General features: G+C 40.8%; 15 protein-coding genes and 1 tRNA gene. 7 read left to right on the top strand and 9 right to left on the bottom strand.

Going from position 1 to position 22,796, the window contains the following annotated elements; translation table 11 throughout:
* Nucleotides 1–104 precede the first annotated feature (104 nt).
* Nucleotides 105–189 (bottom strand) — tRNA-Ser (locus K8P02_RS03630).
* Between the two features lie 176 nt (nt 190–365).
* Between K8P02_RS03630 and K8P02_RS03625 the strand changes: the two genes are divergently transcribed.
* The 3 genes from K8P02_RS03625 (at nt 366) to K8P02_RS03615 (ending at nt 5,246) form a co-directional block, all read left to right on the top strand.
* Nucleotides 366–2,867, top strand: a complete 2,502-nt coding sequence (locus K8P02_RS03625; protein WP_025866926.1) for an endonuclease MutS2 — start codon at nt 366–368, stop codon at nt 2,865–2,867.
* 87 nt (nt 2,868–2,954) lie between these two features.
* Nucleotides 2,955–4,007: a magnesium/cobalt transporter CorA gene (gene corA / locus K8P02_RS03620; RefSeq protein WP_025866927.1), complete on the top strand. Its 1,053-nt coding sequence runs from the start codon at nt 2,955–2,957 to the stop codon at nt 4,005–4,007.
* A 30-nt stretch (nt 4,008–4,037) separates the two neighbouring features.
* On the top strand, nt 4,038–5,246 hold the full coding sequence (locus K8P02_RS03615) for an L-serine ammonia-lyase (RefSeq protein ID WP_025866928.1): 1,209 nt from the start codon (nt 4,038–4,040) through the stop codon (nt 5,244–5,246).
* Nucleotides 5,247–5,354: 108 nt separating this feature from the next.
* On the opposite strand, the gene K8P02_RS03610 is transcribed toward K8P02_RS03615, so the two are convergent.
* The 6 genes from K8P02_RS03610 to K8P02_RS03585 all read right to left on the bottom strand — a co-directional run bounded on the left by K8P02_RS03610 (nt 5,355) and on the right by K8P02_RS03585 (nt 10,934).
* Nucleotides 5,355–5,852, bottom strand: a complete 498-nt coding sequence (locus K8P02_RS03610) for a PepSY-like domain-containing protein (protein WP_025866929.1) — start codon at nt 5,850–5,852, stop codon at nt 5,355–5,357.
* 36 nt (nt 5,853–5,888) lie between these two features.
* A complete protein-coding gene (locus K8P02_RS03605; protein WP_025866930.1) occupies nt 5,889–6,329 on the bottom strand; it encodes a PepSY-like domain-containing protein in 441 nt (146 codons plus the stop codon).
* A gap of 268 nt (nt 6,330–6,597) precedes the next feature.
* Nucleotides 6,598–7,767, bottom strand: coding sequence for a heparin lyase I family protein (locus K8P02_RS03600; RefSeq protein WP_025866931.1), 1,170 nt, complete (start codon nt 7,765–7,767; stop codon nt 6,598–6,600).
* 33 nt (nt 7,768–7,800) lie between these two features.
* Nucleotides 7,801–9,765 (bottom strand): sulfatase family protein, encoded by a 1,965-nt coding sequence (locus tag K8P02_RS03595; protein WP_122202173.1) that lies wholly within the window; start codon nt 9,763–9,765, stop codon nt 7,801–7,803.
* Nucleotides 9,766–9,881: 116 nt separating this feature from the next.
* Complete coding sequence (locus K8P02_RS03590; RefSeq protein ID WP_025866932.1) at nt 9,882–10,430, bottom strand: DUF4738 domain-containing protein; 549 nt, start codon at nt 10,428–10,430, stop codon at nt 9,882–9,884.
* Nucleotides 10,431–10,511: 81 nt separating this feature from the next.
* On the bottom strand, nt 10,512–10,934 hold the full coding sequence (locus tag K8P02_RS03585; protein WP_002561935.1) for a DUF4890 domain-containing protein: 423 nt from the start codon (nt 10,932–10,934) through the stop codon (nt 10,512–10,514).
* A 243-nt stretch (nt 10,935–11,177) separates the two neighbouring features.
* Between K8P02_RS03585 and K8P02_RS03580 the strand changes: the two genes are divergently transcribed.
* Entirely contained in the window at nt 11,178–12,644 is a 1,467-nt protein-coding gene (locus tag K8P02_RS03580) for a catalase (RefSeq protein WP_025866933.1), read from the top strand.
* Between the two features lie 160 nt (nt 12,645–12,804).
* Here K8P02_RS03580 and K8P02_RS03575 read toward each other — a convergent pair whose 3' ends face one another.
* Both K8P02_RS03575 and K8P02_RS03570 read right to left on the bottom strand, forming a co-directional pair.
* Entirely contained in the window at nt 12,805–13,491 is a 687-nt protein-coding gene (locus tag K8P02_RS03575) for a potassium channel family protein (RefSeq protein ID WP_002561937.1), read from the bottom strand.
* Nucleotides 13,492–13,543: 52 nt separating this feature from the next.
* Nucleotides 13,544–15,379 (bottom strand): TrkH family potassium uptake protein, encoded by a 1,836-nt coding sequence (locus K8P02_RS03570; protein WP_025866934.1) that lies wholly within the window; start codon nt 15,377–15,379, stop codon nt 13,544–13,546.
* Between the two features lie 137 nt (nt 15,380–15,516).
* Here K8P02_RS03570 and K8P02_RS03565 point away from each other — a divergent pair, with 137 nt between their 5' ends.
* From K8P02_RS03565 to K8P02_RS03555, 3 genes are all read left to right on the top strand, one after another.
* Entirely contained in the window at nt 15,517–16,884 is a 1,368-nt protein-coding gene (locus tag K8P02_RS03565) for a TrpB-like pyridoxal phosphate-dependent enzyme (protein WP_002561939.1), read from the top strand.
* A 768-nt stretch (nt 16,885–17,652) separates the two neighbouring features.
* Nucleotides 17,653–20,901, top strand: coding sequence for a SusC/RagA family TonB-linked outer membrane protein (locus K8P02_RS03560; protein ID WP_025866935.1), 3,249 nt, complete (start codon nt 17,653–17,655; stop codon nt 20,899–20,901).
* Between the two features lie 20 nt (nt 20,902–20,921).
* Nucleotides 20,922–22,607: a RagB/SusD family nutrient uptake outer membrane protein gene (locus tag K8P02_RS03555; RefSeq protein WP_002561941.1), complete on the top strand. Its 1,686-nt coding sequence runs from the start codon at nt 20,922–20,924 to the stop codon at nt 22,605–22,607.
* Nucleotides 22,608–22,796 lie beyond the last annotated feature (189 nt).

Below are 22,796 nucleotides of genomic sequence, written 5' to 3'. Positions count from 1 at the left end.
TAGTGGTTGTATTATCTTAAATAAAACAAAAACACCCGACTTTACATTCTTGGGTGCAAAACTGGGTGTTTGTTTTGCAATCTGCTGATTTTCAGCGTTTGTTGCGGAGAGACAGGGATTCGAACCCCGGGTACCTCGCAGTACAACGGTTTTCAAGACCGCCGCAATCGACCACTCTGCCACCTCTCCAAAACTTCTTTATCAGAAGCACTTTCCTTTGAAAGCGGTGCAAAGGTACGTATCTTTTTTAAATCTGCAAACATTCTAATGACTTTTTCATGAAATAATCGTATTTTTGCCTCGTAATTCAAATTACAGAGAGTAATCTCAATCGTAAATTGTAAATAGCTAAATCGTAAATATCAATGATATATCCTCAAAATTTTGAGCAAAAGATAGGATTTGACCAAATCAGACAACTATTGAAAGAAAAATGTCTCAGCACATTGGGCGAGGAACGTGTAATAGATATGAGTTTCTCCGATCAACATGAGAAGGTGGAGGAACTGCTAAATCAAGTCACAGAGTTTGTCCGCATCATACAGGAAGAAGACAGTTTCCCCGACCAGTTCTTTTTTGACGTACGCCCGTCACTGAAACGCGTGCGAATAGAAGGAATGTACCTGGACGAACAGGAATTGTTTGATTTAAGACGTTCGTTAGAAACGATTCGCGACATCGTACGATTCCTTCAACGCAATGAAGAGGATGAAGAAAGTGATTGCCCCTACCCCAGTCTGAAACGATTGGCGGGAGATATTGCTGTATTTCCCCAGCTAATAGGAAAGATTGACGGTATACTAAACAAATACGGAAAGATAAAGGACAATGCTTCAACGGAACTGGCACGTATTCGTCGTGAACTTGCAAGTACGATGGGAAGCATCTCACGCTCACTAAACAGCATTTTACGCAGTGCTCAATCCGAAGGATATGTAGATAAAGATGTGGCACCCACCATGCGTGATGGTCGCCTCGTAATCCCTGTTGCACCCGGATTGAAGAGAAAAATAAAAGGTATTGTACACGATGAATCTGCCAGTGGAAAAACGGTCTTTATAGAACCGGCGGAAGTGGTAGAAGCCAACAATCGCATTCGTGAACTGGAGGGAGATGAACGACGGGAAATTATCCGTATTCTGACAGAATTTTCCAATATGCTGCGTCCTTCTATCCCGGAAATTCTACAATCTTATGAGTTTCTGGCAGAGATTGACTTTATACGGGCAAAAAGTTATTTCGCCATACAGACCCATGCGCTGAAACCTTCTCTTGAGAATGAGCAGTTACTGGACTGGACTATGGCTATACACCCATTGTTACAACTATCCCTCGCCAAGCATGGCAAAAAGGTAGTGCCCCTCGACATCGAATTGGATCAGCAACAGCGTATTCTCATCATCTCCGGTCCTAATGCCGGTGGAAAGTCTGTCTGTCTCAAAACAGTAGGATTACTGCAATACATGTTGCAATGCGGAATGCTCATCCCCATGCATGAACGTAGCCATGCAGGAATATTCAGCAGCATATTCATTGATATCGGTGACGAACAATCTATTGAAGACGACCTGAGTACCTACTCATCTCATCTGACCAACATGAAAATGATGATGAAGAATTGTAATGAACGCAGCCTTATCCTTATCGACGAATTCGGAGGTGGAACAGAACCACAGATAGGTGGAGCTATTGCCGAAGCAGTTTTGAAGCGTTTCAATCAGAAAAAGACATTCGGAGTTATCACTACACATTATCAGAATCTAAAACACTTTGCAGAAGATAATGAAGGAGTAGTGAACGGTGCCATGCTTTATGACCGCCATCTCATGCAGGCTCTTTTCCAGCTGCAAATAGGTAACCCGGGAAGTTCATTTGCTGTAGAAATAGCAAGAAAAATCGGACTGCCTGAGGATGTCATTGCCGATGCTTCAGAAATTGTAGGCAGCGAATATATTAATGCGGATAAATATCTCCAGGATATTGTTCGTGACAAACGTTATTGGGAAGGTAAACGTCAGACTATCCGCCAGCGTGAAAAACATATGGAGGAAACAATCGCCCGGTATCAGACCGAGATGGAGGAATTACAGAAATCCCGTAAGGAAATTATCCGCCAGGCAAAAGAAGAAGCCGAACGATTGCTACAAGAATCGAATGCGAAAATAGAGAATACCATACGTACTATCAAGGAGGCACAGGCAGAAAAAGAAAAAACCCGCCTTGTGCGCCAGGAATTAAATGACTTCCGCGCTTCTGTGAACGAACTTGCTTCCAAAGAACAGGAAGATAAGATTGCCCGGAAAATGGAGAAGCTAAAAGAAAGGCAGAATCGAAAAAAAGACAAGCAAAAAGCAACTTCGGAAGAAAAAACACAATCCCAGCAAGTTCCTAAAGTGATACCTATCACTATAGGTGATAATGTCAAACTAAAAGGCCAAACCAGCGTTGGAGAGGTATTGGAAATAAATGGCAAAAATGCAGTGGTAGGCTTTGGCAGTATCAAAACAACCGTTAAACTGGAGAGGCTGGAACGTACTAATGCCACAACACAGAAGCAGGAACCGGCAAAGAGTACTTTTGTCAGTAGCCAGACACACGATCAGATGTATGAGAAAAAACTAAATTTCAAACAAGACATTGACGTACGTGGAATGCGTGGAGACGAGGCTTTGCAGGCTGTCACTTACTTTGTAGATGATGCCATATTGGTAGGTATGAGCCGCATACGTATTCTTCATGGTACTGGTACAGGTATACTTCGTTCTCTTATCCGCCAGTATTTAGATACCGTGCCAGGTGTACGCCACTTTGCCGATGAACATGTACAATTTGGAGGTGCCGGGATTACAGTTGTAGATTTGGCATAAAAGCGAACAAATGTATTAAACAACTTGTTCTCATATAGAAAATCATTACTTTTGTTGGAATGGTTTTCTAAAACTAAAAAATAAAGCATGAAGAACAACCTGTTAAGCGAGAAATTAATTTATACGGGTGAGAGCCAGACGCCTACCCATCTGCACCTTTGTACATACAATGCTAATGAAATGCAGGAGGTTTCAGGAGCAAACTTTCATGAAATCAGCAGTTCTCTGAATAGTGAACGTATCAACTGGCTCCAGGTACATGGTATGAAGAATACTGAAACTGTTCGTGAAATATGCGAACATTTCGAAATAAACTTTCTCGTATTACAAGATATCCTGAATGCCAATCACCCTACTAAAATAGAAGAACACGATAACTACATCGTACTGATTTTAAAACTCTTCTATCCTGCACCTAAAAAAAACGAGGAAGATCTGGATGAACTGGAGCAACAACAAGTATGTATTATTCTGGGTACCAATTACGTACTTACTTTCCTTGAAAAAGAAACTGATTTTTTTGATGATGTAAGTACTGCCCTACGCAATGATGTACTCAAAATACGAGGCAGACAAAGCGATTATCTGCTCAGTGTACTTTTAAATAGTGTTATAGGCAATTATACCTCAATGGTATCCGACATAGATGATGCCCTTGAAGATCTTGAAGAAGAATTGCTGACCATCAGCGACGGAAATGACATTGGTGTACAAATTCAGTCCCTGCGTCGCCAGTATATGCTGATGAAAAAATCAATACTCCCCTTAAAAGAGCAATACATAAAACTACTGCGCGGAGAGAGCACTCTGATGCACAAGATGAACCGTGCCTTCTTCAATGATGTAAACGACCATTTACAATTTGTACTGCAAACCATTGAAATATGCAGAGAAACACTCTCATCTCTGGTAGACCTCTATATTTCCAACAATGATTTGAGAATGAATGACATCATGAAACGGCTAACAATCGTTTCTACCATCTTTATACCATTAACGTTTCTGGTAGGCGTATGGGGTATGAACTTCAAAGTGATGCCCGAACTGGATTGGCGATACGGATACTGTTTTGCCTGGGGATTAATGGCAATCATAGGTATCATCGTATATGCTTTCTTCCGGAAAAAGAGATGGTACTGAAAGAGTTGAAAATAAGCACATTTATTATATATGAAATCTATTAAAGAGTTATACCGTATCGGTACAGGTCCTTCCAGCAGCCACACAATGGGGCCACGCAAAGCTGCCGAAATGTTTGTGGTACGCCATCCGGACGCTGCCAAGTTTAAAGTAACCCTCTACGGAAGTCTTGCCGCCACAGGAAAAGGACACATGACAGACGTTGCCATCATTGATACGCTGGAACCTACAGCTCCCGTAGAAATTATATGGCAACCTAAAGTATTCCTCCCTTTCCACCCCAATGGGATGACTTTTGCTGCATTCGATGTCAATGATAAATTAATAGAAAACTGGACCGTATATAGTGTTGGTGGCGGAGCTTTGGCAGAGAACAACGATACTTCTTCTATCGAAAGTCCGGATGTATACGGCATGAACAGCATGACAGAGATTCTGGAATGGTGTGAACGCAATGGTAGAAGCTATTGGGAATATGTCAAAGAATGCGAAGACTCTGATATCTGGGATTACCTGAACGAAGTCTGGAAGACGATGATAGATTCCATTCACCGTGGATTGGAAGAGGAAGGTGTATTACCCGGTCCGCTGAATCTGAGAAGAAAAGCCTCAACCTATTATATCCGTGCTACGGGATACAAACAATCCTTGCAATCACGAGGATTGGTATTTGCATACGCATTGGCTGTCAGCGAAGAGAATGCTTCCGGAGGGAAAATAGTCACGGCTCCTACTTGTGGTTCTTGTGGAGTAGTACCTGCCGTACTTTATCATCTGTACAAAAGCCGCGATTTCAGTGACATTCGCATCCTGCGTGCATTGGCAACAGCCGGATTAGTGGGAAATATTGTCAAATTCAACGCTTCTATCTCAGGAGCGGAAGTAGGTTGTCAAGGGGAAGTAGGTGTAGCATGTGCAATGGCCTCAGCTGCATCCAATCAGTTATTCGGAGGAAGCCCGGCACAAATAGAGTACGCAGCTGAAATGGGATTAGAACATCATCTGGGTATGACTTGTGATCCTGTTTGCGGATTGGTACAAATTCCCTGTATTGAACGTAATGCATATGCTGCGGCACGTGCGTTGGATGCAAATCTATATTCTTCATTCACAGACGGAATGCATCGTGTCTCCTTCGATAAAGTTGTACAAGTGATGAAACAAACAGGACATGACCTGCCTTCTCTGTATAAAGAAACAAGCGAAGGAGGGCTGGCAAAAGATTACAAGCAAATGTAGTTATTTAGTTGACAATTGACAGTGGACAATTGACAGTGGCTATGCAGCATATAGCACAGCTAACTGTCAACGATCAATTGTCAATTGTCAACTGTCAATTGTCAACTGTCAACTAATGTCCGGCCAGTGGGTATTATCTGTATCAGAGATGTCTTTTTCACGAAGAAGGCCTCCATATTCTGAATAATACAAAGCTCGTTCCTGCCCTCCCTGTTGTACTTCAAAGACAAATTCTTCCGGCTTTTGCGGGAAAGTCAGCTTCGTCAAATCATCAATTACCCAATTGGCGTAATTTCCTTCCTGATACGCAGTACTGACAGCAACTGGCAGATTCTCGAAAAAGATATCCATTTCTGTCATAATCCAATTGGCATTGGCATCAAACCACACATCGAGTTCGTCATTTCCTACCCAACAATCCGCCACATAATAAACACCTTTCTGCTCCCATTCTATGTTTTTCACACCGGGATAAAGCTGGTTCAATGCATTTATGATAGCCTGATTGGGAGGTAAATAAGTATCATCATCGTCACTACAAGAGCTAAAGGAGAATAAGGCTGTCATCAACATGACAGCCAAAATACTAAATTTTATTTTTATCATAGTTAAAGTCCTTTGAGGTTAGATTATTAACAGTGATTAATGATCTGCTTTACGAAATTTACCTTGCTTATCGAACTTAAAAGATATATCAGTATTCAACTCTACCTCATACCCTTTACGGTCACGCTCTATTTTGGTAACGAACTCATTGGTGAAATTATTCATCTTCAGATAATCATTCACAAAAGAGGGAATAATTGTTGCAGGTAACTTCTTTTTTCCGGCATCTACTTCAGTCCAATTACCTTTAGAATCAAAATCTATTTCTGTACCATCTGTCAGTTGTACCTCATACTTCTTCGACATTATTTCACTATCAATCTTAATGTGCGAAACCTGAGGACTGGTAAAGTGCTGATTAATGAAATTACGTGCCGCAAGTGGCAACTGGTTAATATCTTTAGTAATAACATCACCTGCAAAAGCAAATTGAACAGCTACAATCGCCATCACAAGAAGAGACCAAATCTTTTTCATAATCGTTATTTTTTTAATGTTAGTAATATAGTTTTCTATCACTTGATAATGCAAATAACGATAGAGATTCTGGAAAGATTTGGGAATAATGGAATACAACTATTGTTTTTGAATTCTTTAACGTATGATTCCTGAAAACAAAAATGAAGATATAGTAAAAGTTAATTGTCCTATCACTAAAATGCAGATTAACACAGGGATCACAAAATTTAAATTAAATCTGCGACCCTCTGTGTTAATCTGCACTCTAAAAATTATAATGCTTGTATCAATTCTCTGAATAACCGGCAAGATTATAGCACACGGGTATAGTACTATTTCCTACACGATAAATTCCAAATTTAAAGTAATACCCATCCTCATCATTACGGCCAATAAGAATTTCTTCATTATCCACAATATGACGATTTATCTGTTTGCCTTTTTCCGTATAACTCATCTGTACATCCAGCATACCGGGTTTTACAATCGTTTCGGTTTCTTTACCATAAACAGTCCAGTCAATATGTATGCGGAATGTAATCCAGCAGTCTTTAGGAAACTCTGCAAACGGCATTTTATAGGCAATAGTAGATGCTTTGTATTTGGAAGTGACGGGCTTCATTATCTGAGATTTCTCAGCGCTGGCATTACAACGATCCGTTTTATCAGTAAGCCATTTACGATCAGAGTTCGCTTTTATATAAAAGTATCCTCCGGAAAATCCGAAAGCAAGTGGAGGATAGCCACCTTGTTCTACTAACCAACCATTGGCCTTGCCTGCTTTATAAACAACGTTACCATCTTTATCCTTTTTCGGATTACCTTGTTTGTCAAGTACCGGCACCTTATCATGTGCTACATTTTTCTTAAAGATCATCCGGTCATACAGCTCCAAAAACTCCTCTGTAGTAAGCTTCTTCACTTCGCCATCAGGAGTAGAAACCAAAGTACGGTCCGGCATTCCGTGCCATTGAGCAAAGATAGTAGATACATCTCTGTTCAATGCGGAGGGAATATAAACTGAAAACTCATAATCACGTGAAGCACCTTGCGGACATATACCTTTTCCATGATGATAAACGGTTTTGGTCTTCTGCGCATTTTCATAAACACTTGCAGGTTGTCCTTTAAAATCAGCAGATGTAGCATAACAATAAGAAAACTCCGCACGGCCCTTAGTCTCACCTTTAGCATATCCTTCCAAAGTATTGTCCTCCGTTTTAAGCTCAAAACGATAAGAGGGCTTTCCATTAAAAGGAATGGTATAATCCCGTTGAATGGAATGTGGTTTGTCTGTACCAACAGCTACCCAACAACCATCAATAACCTGATTGATACGTGCTGAATCAGCCTGTACATTCACACGTTCCGTCAAAGGAATCAGCTTTGCATTTTGAGCAGTAAGCATCGCTGTACTTACAACCAGCAGAGAAAAAGAAAAAACAATTTTGTTCATATATTATTTACTTATTGAAAATTTACATTCTTATCAATTAGGAAGTGGCACCATTGGTCTGCGACCATGATTCAGTTGTAATCCCATTTCGTATGTTTCCGGACCATGCAAATCTTTTATATCCATCTCTCCCAGATTTACAAGAATACCACGTGCCATCAATCCGGCATCTTCATTTGCCTTACGAGGAAGTTTTTCAGCTTTCTCTTTCAAATCGGCCAAATGTACCCGTACCGCAGGTTGCATCGCCTTATCCAAAGACAGGCACTCCAACAATGAATATCCTATCTTTCTATCCGCTTCATTCTGCGGATAATTCAGACGTTTTACCCCTTTTTCTGTCTCACCCAGATAAGAAACAGCATAGGCAGCCTCACAAGCTATATAAGCATCTTTATCATCCAATAGTGCAAGTAACGCAGCCGGACAAGTTTTCAACTCTCCTTTTATACCTAACTGAGCCAAGCCTACGGCAGCCCAATAACGCATTTCGGGATATGCACTGGCCAGTGCTTTTTCAAATACCGGCACATCAGCAGCAGTTGCTACACCTGCCAATTCCACCAAAGCATATAAGTCATTCAACGGATATTTCTCCTTACGTACCTTATCATATAAGACTACATTCTCACGGGAAGTAGGAATAAAGAATCCCAGATCCTTTGTCTCACGAATATGATCGGACATTCCCTTACGAAAACGAAGCAGTACCTCCCGATATTCCGGTTTGGCAGCCAGATCATTCAATTCAAACGGATCATTATCCAAATCGAATAACATCTCTGCCGGATGATGTTCAAACGTCTGCTTCCAGTCAGGATTCGTATTATGGCCACCCATTACCCATTTATCCCAAGCTTTATTGGAAGGCATACCCCACTGATAATAATTACGTAATGCAAACTGGCGGTAAGGTATATAACTGCGGATATACTTATAACGTCCGTCCATAGCTGCACGTACCGGCATAAAATGATGCAACTGATTGGCAGCCAACGCAAATTGCATCGTAGTCTTCTCCTTAGAAGCATATTTTCCCATCAGTGCCTTTCCCTGCATATATTTAGGAGGCTTCACACCTGCCAAACTCAGAACAGTAGGCCCTAAGTCCACAAAACTAATCAGCGTACTATCTTTTGTTCCCGCTGTTACCGGAGCCAGATGTTTCCATTTCTCGGGGAAATAAGCAACCAATGGCACCCGTAAACCTGTCTCATATAAATATCCTTTGCCACGAGGCAGACAACCTCCATGATCACTGAATACAAAGATGATGGTATTATCTTCCAAACCGTGTTCCTTCAGATCCTTGAGGAAAAAGCCGACCCATGTATCCACATCCTGAGCAGCCTCCAAATGTCCGGCATAGTCAGAACGTACTTCCGGAAGATCGGGCACATGAGGCGGGAGGATCAGTTTATCAGGATAAATACCTTCCTTTGTATAATCACGACGCCCATCCATATGAAAGGTACGTACACGCCCCATATGAGAGGTAACCGTATTGTATACTGCAAAGAAAGGTTGGTCTTTTTCACGTTTAGGACTGTTATAAGAAGCCGTTTTTGTGCATTCATCCCAACAGATCTTATTATCTGTAGTCGAGTTATAGTGTGTCTTGCTATTATTCGTACAATAATAACCGGCATCCCTCAACCATTGTGGGAAAAAGATATTCTCCGGAGTATCATAGGGTACCGGGTGAACATCCATACCATATGTACTGGAATAACATCCGGTAATAAGCGAAGAACGCGCAGCAGAACTTTGTGGTGCCACCGACCATGCATTCATAAACTGTATCCCTTTAGAAGCCAGTCCGTCTACATTGGGCGTATGTACTTGCGCATTTCCATAACAACCAAACTCATAAGAGCTCGTGTCTTCAAAAGTAAGCCAAAGAATATTTGGCCGTTCTTTTTGCTTATCGGCTGCTTTGGTCTGAGCAGCAGTCAGCAGCAAAGCTGCGGAGCATAAATAAAGTTGTGTGTTCATCATATTTATAAAATTTATTGACTCCGCTAAAGTACAAAAGGTAGCCACAGGGCTACCTTTCAATTGTTTTAAAAATTATCATATTTGTGTAAATATGCTGTCAAAACATATCAGAGAGTTTAAATACTGTCTTCTTCATATATTTCCTCCAGCAACTCCTCCTTTTCCATTGTCATCTTACCATCGGCAGTAATCGTTATAGAGATAGGAACATACAAGTCTGTCTGCGGATAACACACACTGGCCGCATAGACAATACCTTGAGGTGTAGTCTTATTATACACCATCCCCTCAAGAATAGATTTCGACAAGAAATCATCACTTACAATAGAAGAAAAGTTCTTCTTTGTAAAAGTCATATTAAAGACCTGCTCATTGCCACGGGTCAAACGGAGCTGAATCTTGTTGTCAACAAAAGTATTCCCCATCTCATTCTTCACAAGCGGCAGGTTCTCATCAGGAGTACGAGAAATAAAAGAGCGGTAATTCTTCCCCTTAAATTTAATATCCACTTCGGCTTTCGATACCTGCATACGCTGCAATCCCCGGCTATCTACACTATCCTGCATGAGGATCAATGAACCTTCATCCGTTTTTTTACTTCCACCGCCACAAGCAGTTAACCCTGCTAACAGTGACAGAATAAACAAATATATGAATCTCTTCATCTTTAATCCGTTCTTTAATTTATGACGACAAAGGAACAAAAAGAGCCGGATATACACAAGAATTCAAGGTTGAAAGTTAAGCTACTTTTTCTGTCTGCGTCCATCCTTCATCCGCTGTTCACGTTCAGCCTGCTTCTTGGTATAAGAAGCATATTGATCTTTAGTCATTATCTTTTGCAGCTGCGCATTGTAAGCCTCACTGTTAGCTTTCATCTCTGCACGCATCTTTTCACGTTCTTCTTTCGTCATTTCAGGTGCTTTCTTTCCATCTCTCTGCGGACGCATCGAAGCACGATCTCCCATCTTCTCACACTGTGCAAGATTTACTTCAAACAATTGTTTCTTCTGCGTATCGTTCAAAGAGTATTCCTTAACCATACGTTCTGTCATTTGTTCCGCACGTTCTTTCGGAGTCATTTTCTTATGTTCGCCCCGTTGTCCCTGTGCCATCACTACACTACCCATCAGAAAGAGGGTAACCATTAAAAATACTATTCTTTTCATACTGACTTTTGCTTTTAAGTTGATTAATTATCAGTTTTTTTGTTGCAACTGAATATACGACTCACTGAAACCCAATAAGTTTAGTCTGTTCTCACTTTTTTAACAATTAATAAACGATTCCTCTGCATCTTTACAAACCTTATCGTTTTTTTCTATTTTCTCATAGAAAATATCTGTTTGACAAGTGAGCAAATCTCCCCTATCTTTGTTATATATTTATAAACTCTCACAAACTACACATTTATGGAAGAAAAGAAACTTACAGCTACCAACGGCCGCCCTGTTGCCGACAATCAGAATTCACAGACAGTAGGTCCTCGTGGCCCTATCACCTTGCAAGATCCATGGTTAATTGAAAAACTCGCTCATTTTGACCGGGAAGTAATCCCTGAAAGACGTATGCATGCCAAAGGTTCCGGAGCTTACGGAACATTTACTGTAACGCATGACATTACAAAGTATACCCGTGCGGCCATATTCAGCGAAATAGGAAAGAAAACAGAGTGTTTTGTCCGCTTCTCTACCGTAGCCGGTGAACGCGGAGCTGCCGATGCAGAACGTGATATTCGTGGTTTTGCCATGAAATTTTATACGGAAGAAGGTAACTGGGACCTGGTAGGAAACAATACCCCGGTATTCTTTTTACGTGATCCTCTGAAGTTTCCTGACCTCAATCATGCCATCAAACGAGATCCAAAAACAAACATGCGTAGCCCTAACAGTAATTGGGATTTCTGGACACTGCTACCCGAAGCATTACACCAGGTAACCATCACTATGAGCCCGCGTGGCATTCCTTATTCCTACCGTCATATGCATGGATTCGGCAGCCATACCTATAGTTTCTATAACGCCGCAAACGAGCGTATCTGGGTAAAATTCCATCTGCGTACCCTGCAAGGTATCAAGAATCTGACTGACCAGGAAGCTGAAGCCATTGTTGCCAAAGACCGTGAATCACACCAACGCGATTTATTCGAAAGTATTGAAAAAGGTGATTATCCAAAATGGCTGTTCCAGATTCAAGTGATGACGGAAGAAGAAGCAGACAATTACCGCATCAACCCATTTGACCTGACTAAAGTATGGCCACACAAAGACTTTCCGCTACAAGACGTAGGCATTCTTGAACTGAACCGTAATCCTGAGAACTATTTTGCAGAAGTAGAGCAAGCTGCCTTCAATCCGATAAACATTGTAGAAGGTATTGGATTCTCTCCCGACAAAATGCTACAAGGCCGTTTGTTCTCCTACGGAGATGCACAGCGTTATCGCCTGGGCGTTAATTCGGAACAGATACCGGTTAACAAACCTCGCTGTCCGTTCCATTCCTACCATCGCGATGGCTCTATGCGTGTAGACGGTAATTATGGTGCTACCAAAGGATATGAACCCAACAGTTATGGCGAATGGAAAGACTCGCCTGAAAAGAAAGAACCACCTTTGAAGGTTCATGGTGATATTTATAATTATAATGAACGGGAGTATGATGACGATTATTACAGCCAACCAGGCGATCTCTTCCGACTAATGCCGGCAGATGAGCAACAGCTACTGTTTGAAAACACAGCGCGTGCCATGGGAGATTCCGAACTCTTCATTAAACAACGTCACGTACGTAATTGCTATAAAGCAGACCCGGCATATGGAGCAGGCGTTGCCAAAGCACTGGGTATCGATCTGGAAGAAGCTCTGAAAGCTAACAGATAAATAATAACTCACTTAAAATATACATTCCTTGCTATTTTCTGAAAACGAAAATAACAAGGAATATTTTTTAGAGTATAATAAAACCTAAGTCTGAACTTTATAACGTTTTATACACAGAAGAAAGCTACGTGGCAGACAATGCCCATTATTAACTTTAATGTTATAATGCCTTCCAGAACTTCTGGAAGTCTCTGTATTTACCATAACACACCAATTCATCTCCTTCCTGTATCTTATCATTTTCAGGAAGCTCATTTACTATGCTGTGTTCCGTCAGTGAAATCCCTAAGCAATTCTCTATCCGATTTGCTCGTTTCAACCCTATCAACTTTAGATGAAACTCCTCATCCAGATTAAGTTCATTGACAAAATATCCGATAAATTTCTCCGGCACAGAGAACTTCACCACATAATATTCTGAATCTACCCGGAATGCTTCCATATTAGTTCCAAAATCCAGCAATTGTACCAGACTACGCGCTGCATCTTCTTCCGGAGTCAGTATTTTTTCCAGATTAAAAGCTTCCAATACCGAACGGTGTACCGCATCAATAGCACGCGCATAGATATGTTGCACCTTCTTTTGCTTTAGCAACGCTACTACACGAATGGAAGCACCGAAATTCTCTCCGATTGCCACTATCACAATATCCACACTATTGAGCGGAAGTACTGCTAACGATAACTCATCTGTTGCATCAATTACAAAAGCAGTAGCTACCTTATCTTTAATACTATCTACCCTGCTTTCACTGATATCCGCACCTATCACTTCATGCCCTAATACAGAAAGCTCTTCTGCCAACACATGCCCATAATTTCCCAGACCAATAATAATGTATTTCATATCAATATTTTTTTAATGTACCGATTGAATAATGTGCCAATTGACATATTATTCAATTTATTATTATGTTATCATTCGGATAACGATATTTCGTATTTTTCTTTTGTCTCACAATGCCCAGCATTAGTGTTATTAATCCTACGCGACCTACAAACATCAACAAAGCCACCAATAACTTACTCTCATCCCGAAGTAAGGGCGTGGCATTCAGACTCGATCCTACTGTGCTCAATGCCGATACACACTCAAACGTTAGTGTCATAATCGACATTTTAGGTTCCATTATGCTCAATATAAATACAAACAGAAACAACACCCCAAGAGACATAACTACCGTTGCATTAGAACGACGGATCGAATCATGTGAAAGCTGACGCCCAAAAACTTCTACACGATCTGTACCACGCAGCACTGCCATAAGATTCATCACTACAACGGCAAAAGCATTGACTTTGACTCCACCTGCCGTAGATTGTGCTGCACCACCTATCCACATCAGCAAAATATAAATCAATATGCTCTGTATACTCAGGCTTGTCAGATCCACACTGCTGAACCCTGCCGTTCGCGGACAGGTAGCATTGAAAAATGCCTGTGTCCACTTATCCGCTACAGACATACCGGCAAAAGAGCCATTCCATTCAAAGGCGGCAATGGCGAGTGTACCCAATACGAGAAGCAGGAAAGTCATAATCAATACAATTTTCGTATTCAGATTATAAAGATGCTGTACTCTATGTTTATCCAGTTTAAGTGTACGCACAAACTTCCAGAAACGGTGCAAATGGTAAAGCACAATATCTTTAAAATTCACCAGGATAGGAAACCCAATACCACCCAAAATAATCAATAAAGAAACAGAAATATACAGAGAGTTATGCCCGGTCATCACCATCGGATTACCCAGATTACCCGGAAGGGTAGAGAATCCGGCATTACAAAATGCCGAGATGGAATGAAAAGCAGAGAAAGCCAACTCTTCCTGCAGGTCCATCCCCAATGTACCATGAATGCCCAGCCAGATAGACAGCATTCCCATACCCTCTATCACTAACGTAAAACCCAATATATACAACAGTGTGGATAGTAATGAACCCAATGAATTAGAACTCACCATATCACGTACCACCAATTGATTATACAACGAAGTATTTCCCATGAAAAACATAGCAAAGAAACTGGTCAATGTCATTACTCCCAACCCACCGACCTGTATCAACAGAATAATCACCGTAAGTCCCAAGGGGGTAAAAGTAGCAGATACATCCACCGGCACAAGACCTGTCACACACACTGCACTTGTTGAAGTAAACAATGCATCCACCCACGAAATAGATATTCCCTCTACCGTACAACGTGGCAGTAATAACAATCCCGTACCTATCAGTATAATCACCAGAAAACTCACCGCCAGAATTAATGAAGGATTCGTCCTGCGTCCTAACAGCCGTACCAGACCATTAGACAAATTAAGAAAAGAAAAAAGTAATAAAAGGGTTACATGATAAAACTTACTGTTCAGGAATTCCCAAAAATGAAGAATCGCCCCACTCTCCTCAGGTTGATGGAAAATAACGGGAATGAGTGTCAGATAAAGTAAGCCACTCAACACCCATGCCAGTTTACGATAATTCTTTTTTGTATCTCTGTATTCCAACAGGAAGTGCAAGGTCACATCTATCAAAAAGATAATCCAGACAGCCTTATATAATATTTTAAGATGCTCCACATCCACACTTGAAAGTGGAAACCCATGTTCATAAACTACTCCTACTATCAATAGTAATGAGGCTACATAAGTAAAAGCAGCTATTAGCCTGAGCAAAACACGAACATAAGGCTGTAGTAACTTATTCTGATACAACAATATTTTATGATAAATTTTCATGATAAATAATGTGTCAATGTGTGAAGGTGCAAACTTAATTAAAATAACAACAAATTCGATTCTTTGTTGACTATTTAATCGTTGTATTAAAAATTATACCTATTTTTGGCAATCAAAATATTAAAATTTACAATATCATGAGTAACAAGACAAAGAGGTACCTACTACCCGAAGAAGAAATTCCACACTATTGGTACAATATTCAGGCTGACATGGCAAACAAGCCGATGCCTCCTTTACACCCCGGTACAAAGCAACCTTTAAAAGCAGAAGACCTTTTTCCCATATTTGCAGAAGAACTCTCACGTCAGGAGTTGAACCAGACTGATGCCTGGATCGAGATCCCCGAAGAGGTACGCGAAATGTATAAATACTACCGTAGTACTCCGCTGGTACGTGCTTATGGACTGGAAAAAGCTCTGGGAACTCCGGCACATATCTATTTTAAGAATGAAAGTGTCAGCCCAATGGGTTCACACAAATTAAACTCTGCTATCCCGCAAGCTTACTATTGCAAACAGGAAGGAGTAACCAATGTAACCACGGAAACAGGTGCAGGACAATGGGGAGCTTCTCTTGCTTATGCTGCCCGGCTTTTCGGGCTGGAAGCTGCCGTTTATCAGGTGAAAATCAGTTATGAACAGAAGCCCTATCGTCGTAGTATCATGCAAACCTTCGGAGCACAGGTCACTCCCTCTCCTTCTATGTCTACCCGTGCCGGAAAAGATATACTGACCGCCCATCCCAATTATCAGGGTTCATTGGGTACAGCCATTTCCGAAGCTATCGAGCTTGCCCGTACCACTCCGAACTGTAAATATACCCTCGGCTCTGTACTTAGCCATGTTACACTTCATCAAACAATCATCGGACTGGAAGCCGAAAAACAGATGGAGATGGCAGGAGAATATCCCGATATGGTGATTGCTTGCTTTGGAGGCGGTTCAAACTTTGGAGGTATCGCTTTCCCTTTCATGCGTCACAACATTCTAGACGGTAAAAAAACCCGTTTTATTGCAGCCGAGCCAGCTTCCTGTCCCAAACTGACACGTGGTAAATTTCAGTATGATTTTGGAGACGAAGCCGGATATACCCCGTTGCTTCCCATGTTTACATTAGGACACAACTTCGCTCCAGCCAACATTCATGCCGGTGGTCTTCGTTATCATGGTGCAGGCGTTATTGTTTCTCAATTGTTGAAAGACGGACTGATGGAAGCAGTAGACATCAAGCAGCTAGAATCTTTTGAAGCCGGTTGCTTATTTGCACAAGTCGAAGGTATTATTCCTGCCCCGGAATCTTGTCACGCTATCGCTGCTGCTATCCGTGAAGCAAACAAATGTAAAGAGACAGGTGAAGAGAAAGTTATTCTGTTCAACCTTTCCGGTCACGGACTTATCGATATGCCCTCATACGATAAGTTCCTGGCAGGAGACTTGGTGAATTACTCACTCAGTGATGAAGACATCCAAAAGAATCTGGATGAAATAGGAAGTCTGGCATAAGTTTTTTTGTACTTGGCAATCATTGCTTGAATATTTGGTTGCGAAAAGAACAATTACAGACATTCACACAAAGTGAAATTCAGTATAGAGCACAGTACGTTTACGAATCATAAATCAATGATAATCAAAGACTAGCAAGCTCTATTTTTAAGAAATATAAGATTGTACACTTTAATACCTCAATATTGTACACTTTTGCATGGCAAGATTGTACAATATTGAGGTATTAAAGTGTACAATCTGCATATAAACCTCATCTTGTTAAAAAAGCGACGTTAACAATGTTAATGCAACAAAAAAACAATGTGTGGAACGTATCAAATCAGTAGCTTTGTGATAAAGTAAGATTTTCCTCTGTATACTACAATTTGGCACACGTTCTCCTCACATAAAACTCAATCAGCCTGTTCATAAAATGTAGAGAGAGGAAGAGGTATTTTTACTCACCAACCAAGCTAATCCCTCTATACACGAAAAAACGATGGATATCTGAATCAATCTCATATCGAACACGTTAAAAAACATACCACAAAAAGAGAAAAAAAACGGTGATTATCTACAGAATATCTATCACCAAATCTATATAAAAATAGAATAGTTTAAGCTCTTAGCACATTTTTTAGACATAAATGAAAGAGTTATGAACAAAAGTGAAAGACATAAAGCGATTTTTAAATAAACTAAAGACAATAGGAATTAATCGTTTTAGAGATTTGCAATATTTTTGGACAGAATAAAAATTCAAAGTACAACCTTTATTTAATTGTTATGGAAAATTTTCAAAAATTCCTTTTCACGGCAATTTTTCTATTTGTCGGCCTTAACATACAGGCACAGAGCCTTACTGTTACAGGTAAAGTAATAGACAGTGACGGATTTGAAGTAATTGGTGCCAATGTAGTTATAAAAGGTGCCACCGGCACAGGTACCATCACTGATATCGATGGGAAATACTCATTAAAGGTAAATAACGCAGCAAAAGACGTACTGGTATTTACCTATATAGGTATGGATACACAAGAAATTCCGGTCAACGGTCGTAGCCAGATCAATGTGACTCTAGTCCCCAACTCTATTCAACTGGACGAAGTTGTAGCAATTGGTTATGCTACCACTAAGCGTCGCGATTTAACTGGTTCCGTTTCTTCCGTTCAGGGAGGTGAATTAAGTAAAATACCGGTTTCCAGTGTAACACAGGCATTAGCTGGTAAAATAGCCGGTGTGCAGGTAATTCAATCTCAAGGTTCCCCCGATGCAGAAATTTCAGTACGTGTACGTGGTGGAATGTCAATCACACAGAGTAATGAACCTCTATATATTATAGATGGTTTCCAAAGTGAGAATGGCATGAACGGACTCGATCCGAGTGATATTGAATCTATTGATGTATTGAAAGATGCATCATCAACAGCCATTTATGGTTCTGCAGGAGCAAACGGTGTAATCCTTATTACAACAAAATCCGGTAAAGAAGGCAAAGCGACCGTTAGCTATGACATGTATGTAGGTTTCAAGAAACTGACAAAGAGAATTGACCTTCTCAGCACAGAACAATTCGCAAAATTGGAATATGAACGTGCAATGATCGGTGCAGACTCCGACAAACAAACTTATCTGAAATATTATGCAGACCCTTATGATGAAAACGGGGGTACCATTTTGGATCAGATGTATGCAGCTTATCAAAATATTCCAAGTGTTTATGGCAATCGTGCAGGTATAGACTGGCAGGATGAAGTATTCGGCAGTAACAGCCCTATTTCTCAAAACCACAAAGTAAGTATCAGTGGAGGAACCAAGACTTCCAGTTACAACATTTCAATAGCACGTACCAGTGATGATGGAATTATGAAGGGAAGTGGTTTTGCCCGTACCAATATCCGTGCTAAATTTACACAGGATGTCAACAAGCGGTTAAAAGTCACCTTCAATGCTAACTACAGCAACGAAACTTCTGAAGGATTGGGTTCTCTGAACGAATCCGGATATTTCAGCCGTATGCAGCATATCCTCCAATATCGTCCTGTTATTGGTAAATATGGTAACGACTCTGATTTGTTAACCCTCCAACGTGACCCGATTACTGATGAAGACAGTGGTAACCAGATGCAAAACCCATTGATCTCCATTCAGGCAGAAGAACGTACTAAAGAAAATAAGAGTCTACAAATCAACGGAGAAGTACAGTTTAAAATATTAGACAATCTCATCTATCGCGGTTCTGTAGGTCTTCGTGAACGTCGCCTGAATAATGATGTATTCTATCAGGCACAGAGTCGCCAGGCTATTAATAGTGGAGCTCCTTACGGAACAAAGAACATCAATGACTATAACGGCTGGCAATATAACAACACCGTGACTTATACCCCGAAACTTAAGAACGGACATTCATTTGATGTATTGGTAGGTCAGGAAGACTATATGCTCGAAACAAAAACATTGTCAGTGACAAATACCAATTTCCCTGATGTAAACTTTGGTTTTGACGATTTCTCATTGGGAACGAACCCTAATGTACCTTCTACTACCCATTATAAATACCGTAAAATATCTTTCTTCGGACGTGCCAACTATAACTACAAAAGTAAATATCTTGCTACTGTAACCGTTCGTGCCGATGGTTCCAATCGTTTCGGTAAGAACAATAAATGGGGAGTATTCCCTGCCGGTTCTGTCGCATGGCGTGCTTCTGAAGAAGATTTCATCAAAAATCTGAATGTATTCTCAAATCTGAAAGTTAGATTCGGATATGGTATGGCAGGTAATGACAATATCGGTAGTTACCGTTCATTAGCCATCATGGGCTCCGGCAACACCAGTTATGAAGATCAATTAGTACCGACTTATGCAAGTTCACAGCTTCCCAATCCGAACCTCAAATGGGAAACTAACATTACAGCCAACTTAGGTCTTGAAATGGGCTTCCTTGATCAACGTATTCAGGCTACGATCGATATCTATAATAACCAGACCAAAGATCTGTTGTTGAATTCAAAACTTCCCGGATTATCAGGATATACAACCGTTATGAAGAATGTAGGTGAAACGCGCAATCGTGGTATTGAAGTTTCTATTAATACCATTAATATCAGAAACAAAAACTTCACTTGGGAAAGTAACCTGAACTTTGCTCACAACAAGAATAAGATTGTAGCTCTGGCCGATGCAGATTATTTCACTGAACGTTCCGGATGGTCAACTGTATCTGAATTTAACGATGACGATTACATCATCGCTGTAGGACAATCCATGGGACAGATGTACGGCTATCAGCTGGACGGAAAAGGAATCTATATGGTGGAAGATTTCCACTGGGACAATGCTGCAAACAGCGGTAACGGCGGATATGTACTGAACGGAGAAGGCAATTCTTATGATGCCAGCATACAACCCGGATACTGGAAATTTAAAGATACAGACGGTGTGAAAGGTATCACTTCGGATGATAAAACCGTGATCGGAAATGCAACTCCGGATATTATCGGTGGATTTATCAACAACTTCACTTTCAAAGGTTTCGATCTTTCTATCGGTCTGAATTTCCAGATTGGTGGTGATGTGTACAACGCTAATAAGATGTATTTTACCAAAATGAATAACAAGAACCGTAATTCATTAGCGAATGCAGCCGAACGTTTCACGTATATTGACGGTACAGGTGCCAATGTTTTCAAAGATCCTGAAAAACTCGCCATCCTCAACCGTAATGCAAACTATGCATCCATTGAAGGATCCAGCAATTTAGCTTTCCATTCCGGATATGTAGAAGACGCTTCATTCTTACGCCTGAACAATGTCACTTTCGGTTATACGTTCCCGAAAACATGGCTGAAAAAAGCATATATCAGCAACCTTCGTGTGTATGCTTCTGCATACAATCTGTTTACCATTACTGGTTACTCTGGTTATGATCCGGAAGTTAATACCAAACCGAACGGAGGTCTGACTCCAGGCGTTGACTGGGGTGCTTATCCAAGAAGCTTGTCATTCGTATTCGGATTAAATCTTTCATTTTAACCTGATAATAATTTGAAATTATGAAAACAAATAGAATAGTAAATATAATAAAAGTAAGTGCATTCGCTCTCTTCACAGGAGTTATTTCTACCTCTTGTCTTGATCAGCTAGAAGAAGAAACTTACGGAAAATACAGCGCAGATACCTACTTCGATACTACTGGCAAAATGGAAATGGCTGTCAACGGTATATACGAAACTTTCAGCAGTATCACTACCTACGGACAATACTGGCAGGTATACGGAGATTGTGACACAGACATCGCTCACGTAAAGGGAGCTGGTACAGGTCATGTTGCCCGCGACTTAGGCCACTATAATGCCTATGCAGAACACTCTTGGTTACAAAGCTCCTGGGAGTTGTATTATCAGGGAATAGATCGCGCCAATACAATTCTAGACCAAAAAGACAATGTGGTAATTAATGGAGAAAGTGACCAGTTGGTATTCAATCGGTTGGTAGCTCAGACCAAATGTATGCGTGCTATGTGTTACCTCGACCTGGTGCGCCTTTGGGGAGATGTACCTTTGAAGCTTGATCCATCAAAAGACGGGGATAACTTTAAACTCCCAAAAACAGACCGGGATGAAGTGTATGCACAAATTATAACTGATTTAAAAGAAGCAATACCGGGCCTGTTGTGGTGTGATGACAGTAACCAGAAAGGAGAAAGACTCTCAAAAGGAGCAGCCATGGGATTACTGGCACGGGCTTATTTATTCCGCGGAGGATATTCACTTTATCAGGATAAATCAATCAAACGTCCCGGTAATTATAAAGAATACTACCAGGCAGCACAAACAGTTTTAAACGAATTGATATCTTCTGGCAAACATGGGCTGATCGACGCAGACGGTACATACTCCAGTGGATATGAAAAGAACTTCCGCAACATGTGTGAACTAAAATACGATCCGTTTGAAAATATCTGCGAAATATCATTCTACAATCCAACCGGACAGAACGCTGGCGCCAGCAATATGGGAACATACAACGGTCCTGAAATTAATGTAAATTCCATTTATGGACGAGCCAATTCATTCATCAAAACACATAAATTCTTTTATGAGACTTTTGATGAGAAAGATTTACGCCGGGATGTAGCAGTAGCCACATTCAGTATCAATGCCAATAGTAAAATTGTAGAAATAGCCGAAAAGAACAGTCAGAACTGGTCACCAGGCAAGTGGCGCCGTAACTGGCAAACAGCTGCTATCAAAGACAATAACAACACCGATGTAAACTTCCCATTACTTCGATATGCCGACGTTCTGTTGATGAGTGCAGAAGTTGAAAACGAACTGAATGACGGTCCGAATGATTTAGCCATTGAACGTGTTAACCAAGTACGCCGCCGCGCTTTTGGAAAACCCTATTTAACAGTAAACGCAGATGTAGACCTGAAAACAAGTGACTTCGCCGGAAAAGATGACTTCTTTAACTTCATTGTAGCCGAACGCGGACGTGAACTCTGCTTCGAAGGTAACCGTCGGCTCGATCTTATCCGTTGGAATCTCCTGAAAGAAACAATAGCAACCACTTCTCAGAATTTCCTAAGCTACTACAATGGCCAGGAAGGATTAGGAAGTAACTACACTTACGCAGCCGGTTCACGGTTTGTCAGCGGAAAGCATGAGTTATATCCTATCCCAGCCCGTGAAGTGCGCGAAACATTAGGTTCTGTTTCTCAGAATCCGGGATATTAATTCCAAAGAAGTTCCTTTCGCCAATACGAAACACTTCATCAGTTTTTAATAGAATCAAATAGGGAGAAGACGACTTCGTTTTCTTCCTATTTTTGTTTTCTACCCCCCCTTAACAACATAGAAATGTTATTTGTTATCAAAGAAATAGTATAATACCATCCGTTATTATTATCTTTGTGAATGAATAGT

Source organism: Bacteroides nordii, assembly GCF_019930665.1.
In the GTDB taxonomy this organism is placed as follows: Bacteria; Bacteroidota; Bacteroidia; order Bacteroidales; family Bacteroidaceae; genus Bacteroides; species Bacteroides nordii.
The sequence above is the reverse complement of the archived record's forward strand: the minus strand, read 5'-3'. Positions and strand labels throughout refer to the sequence as shown.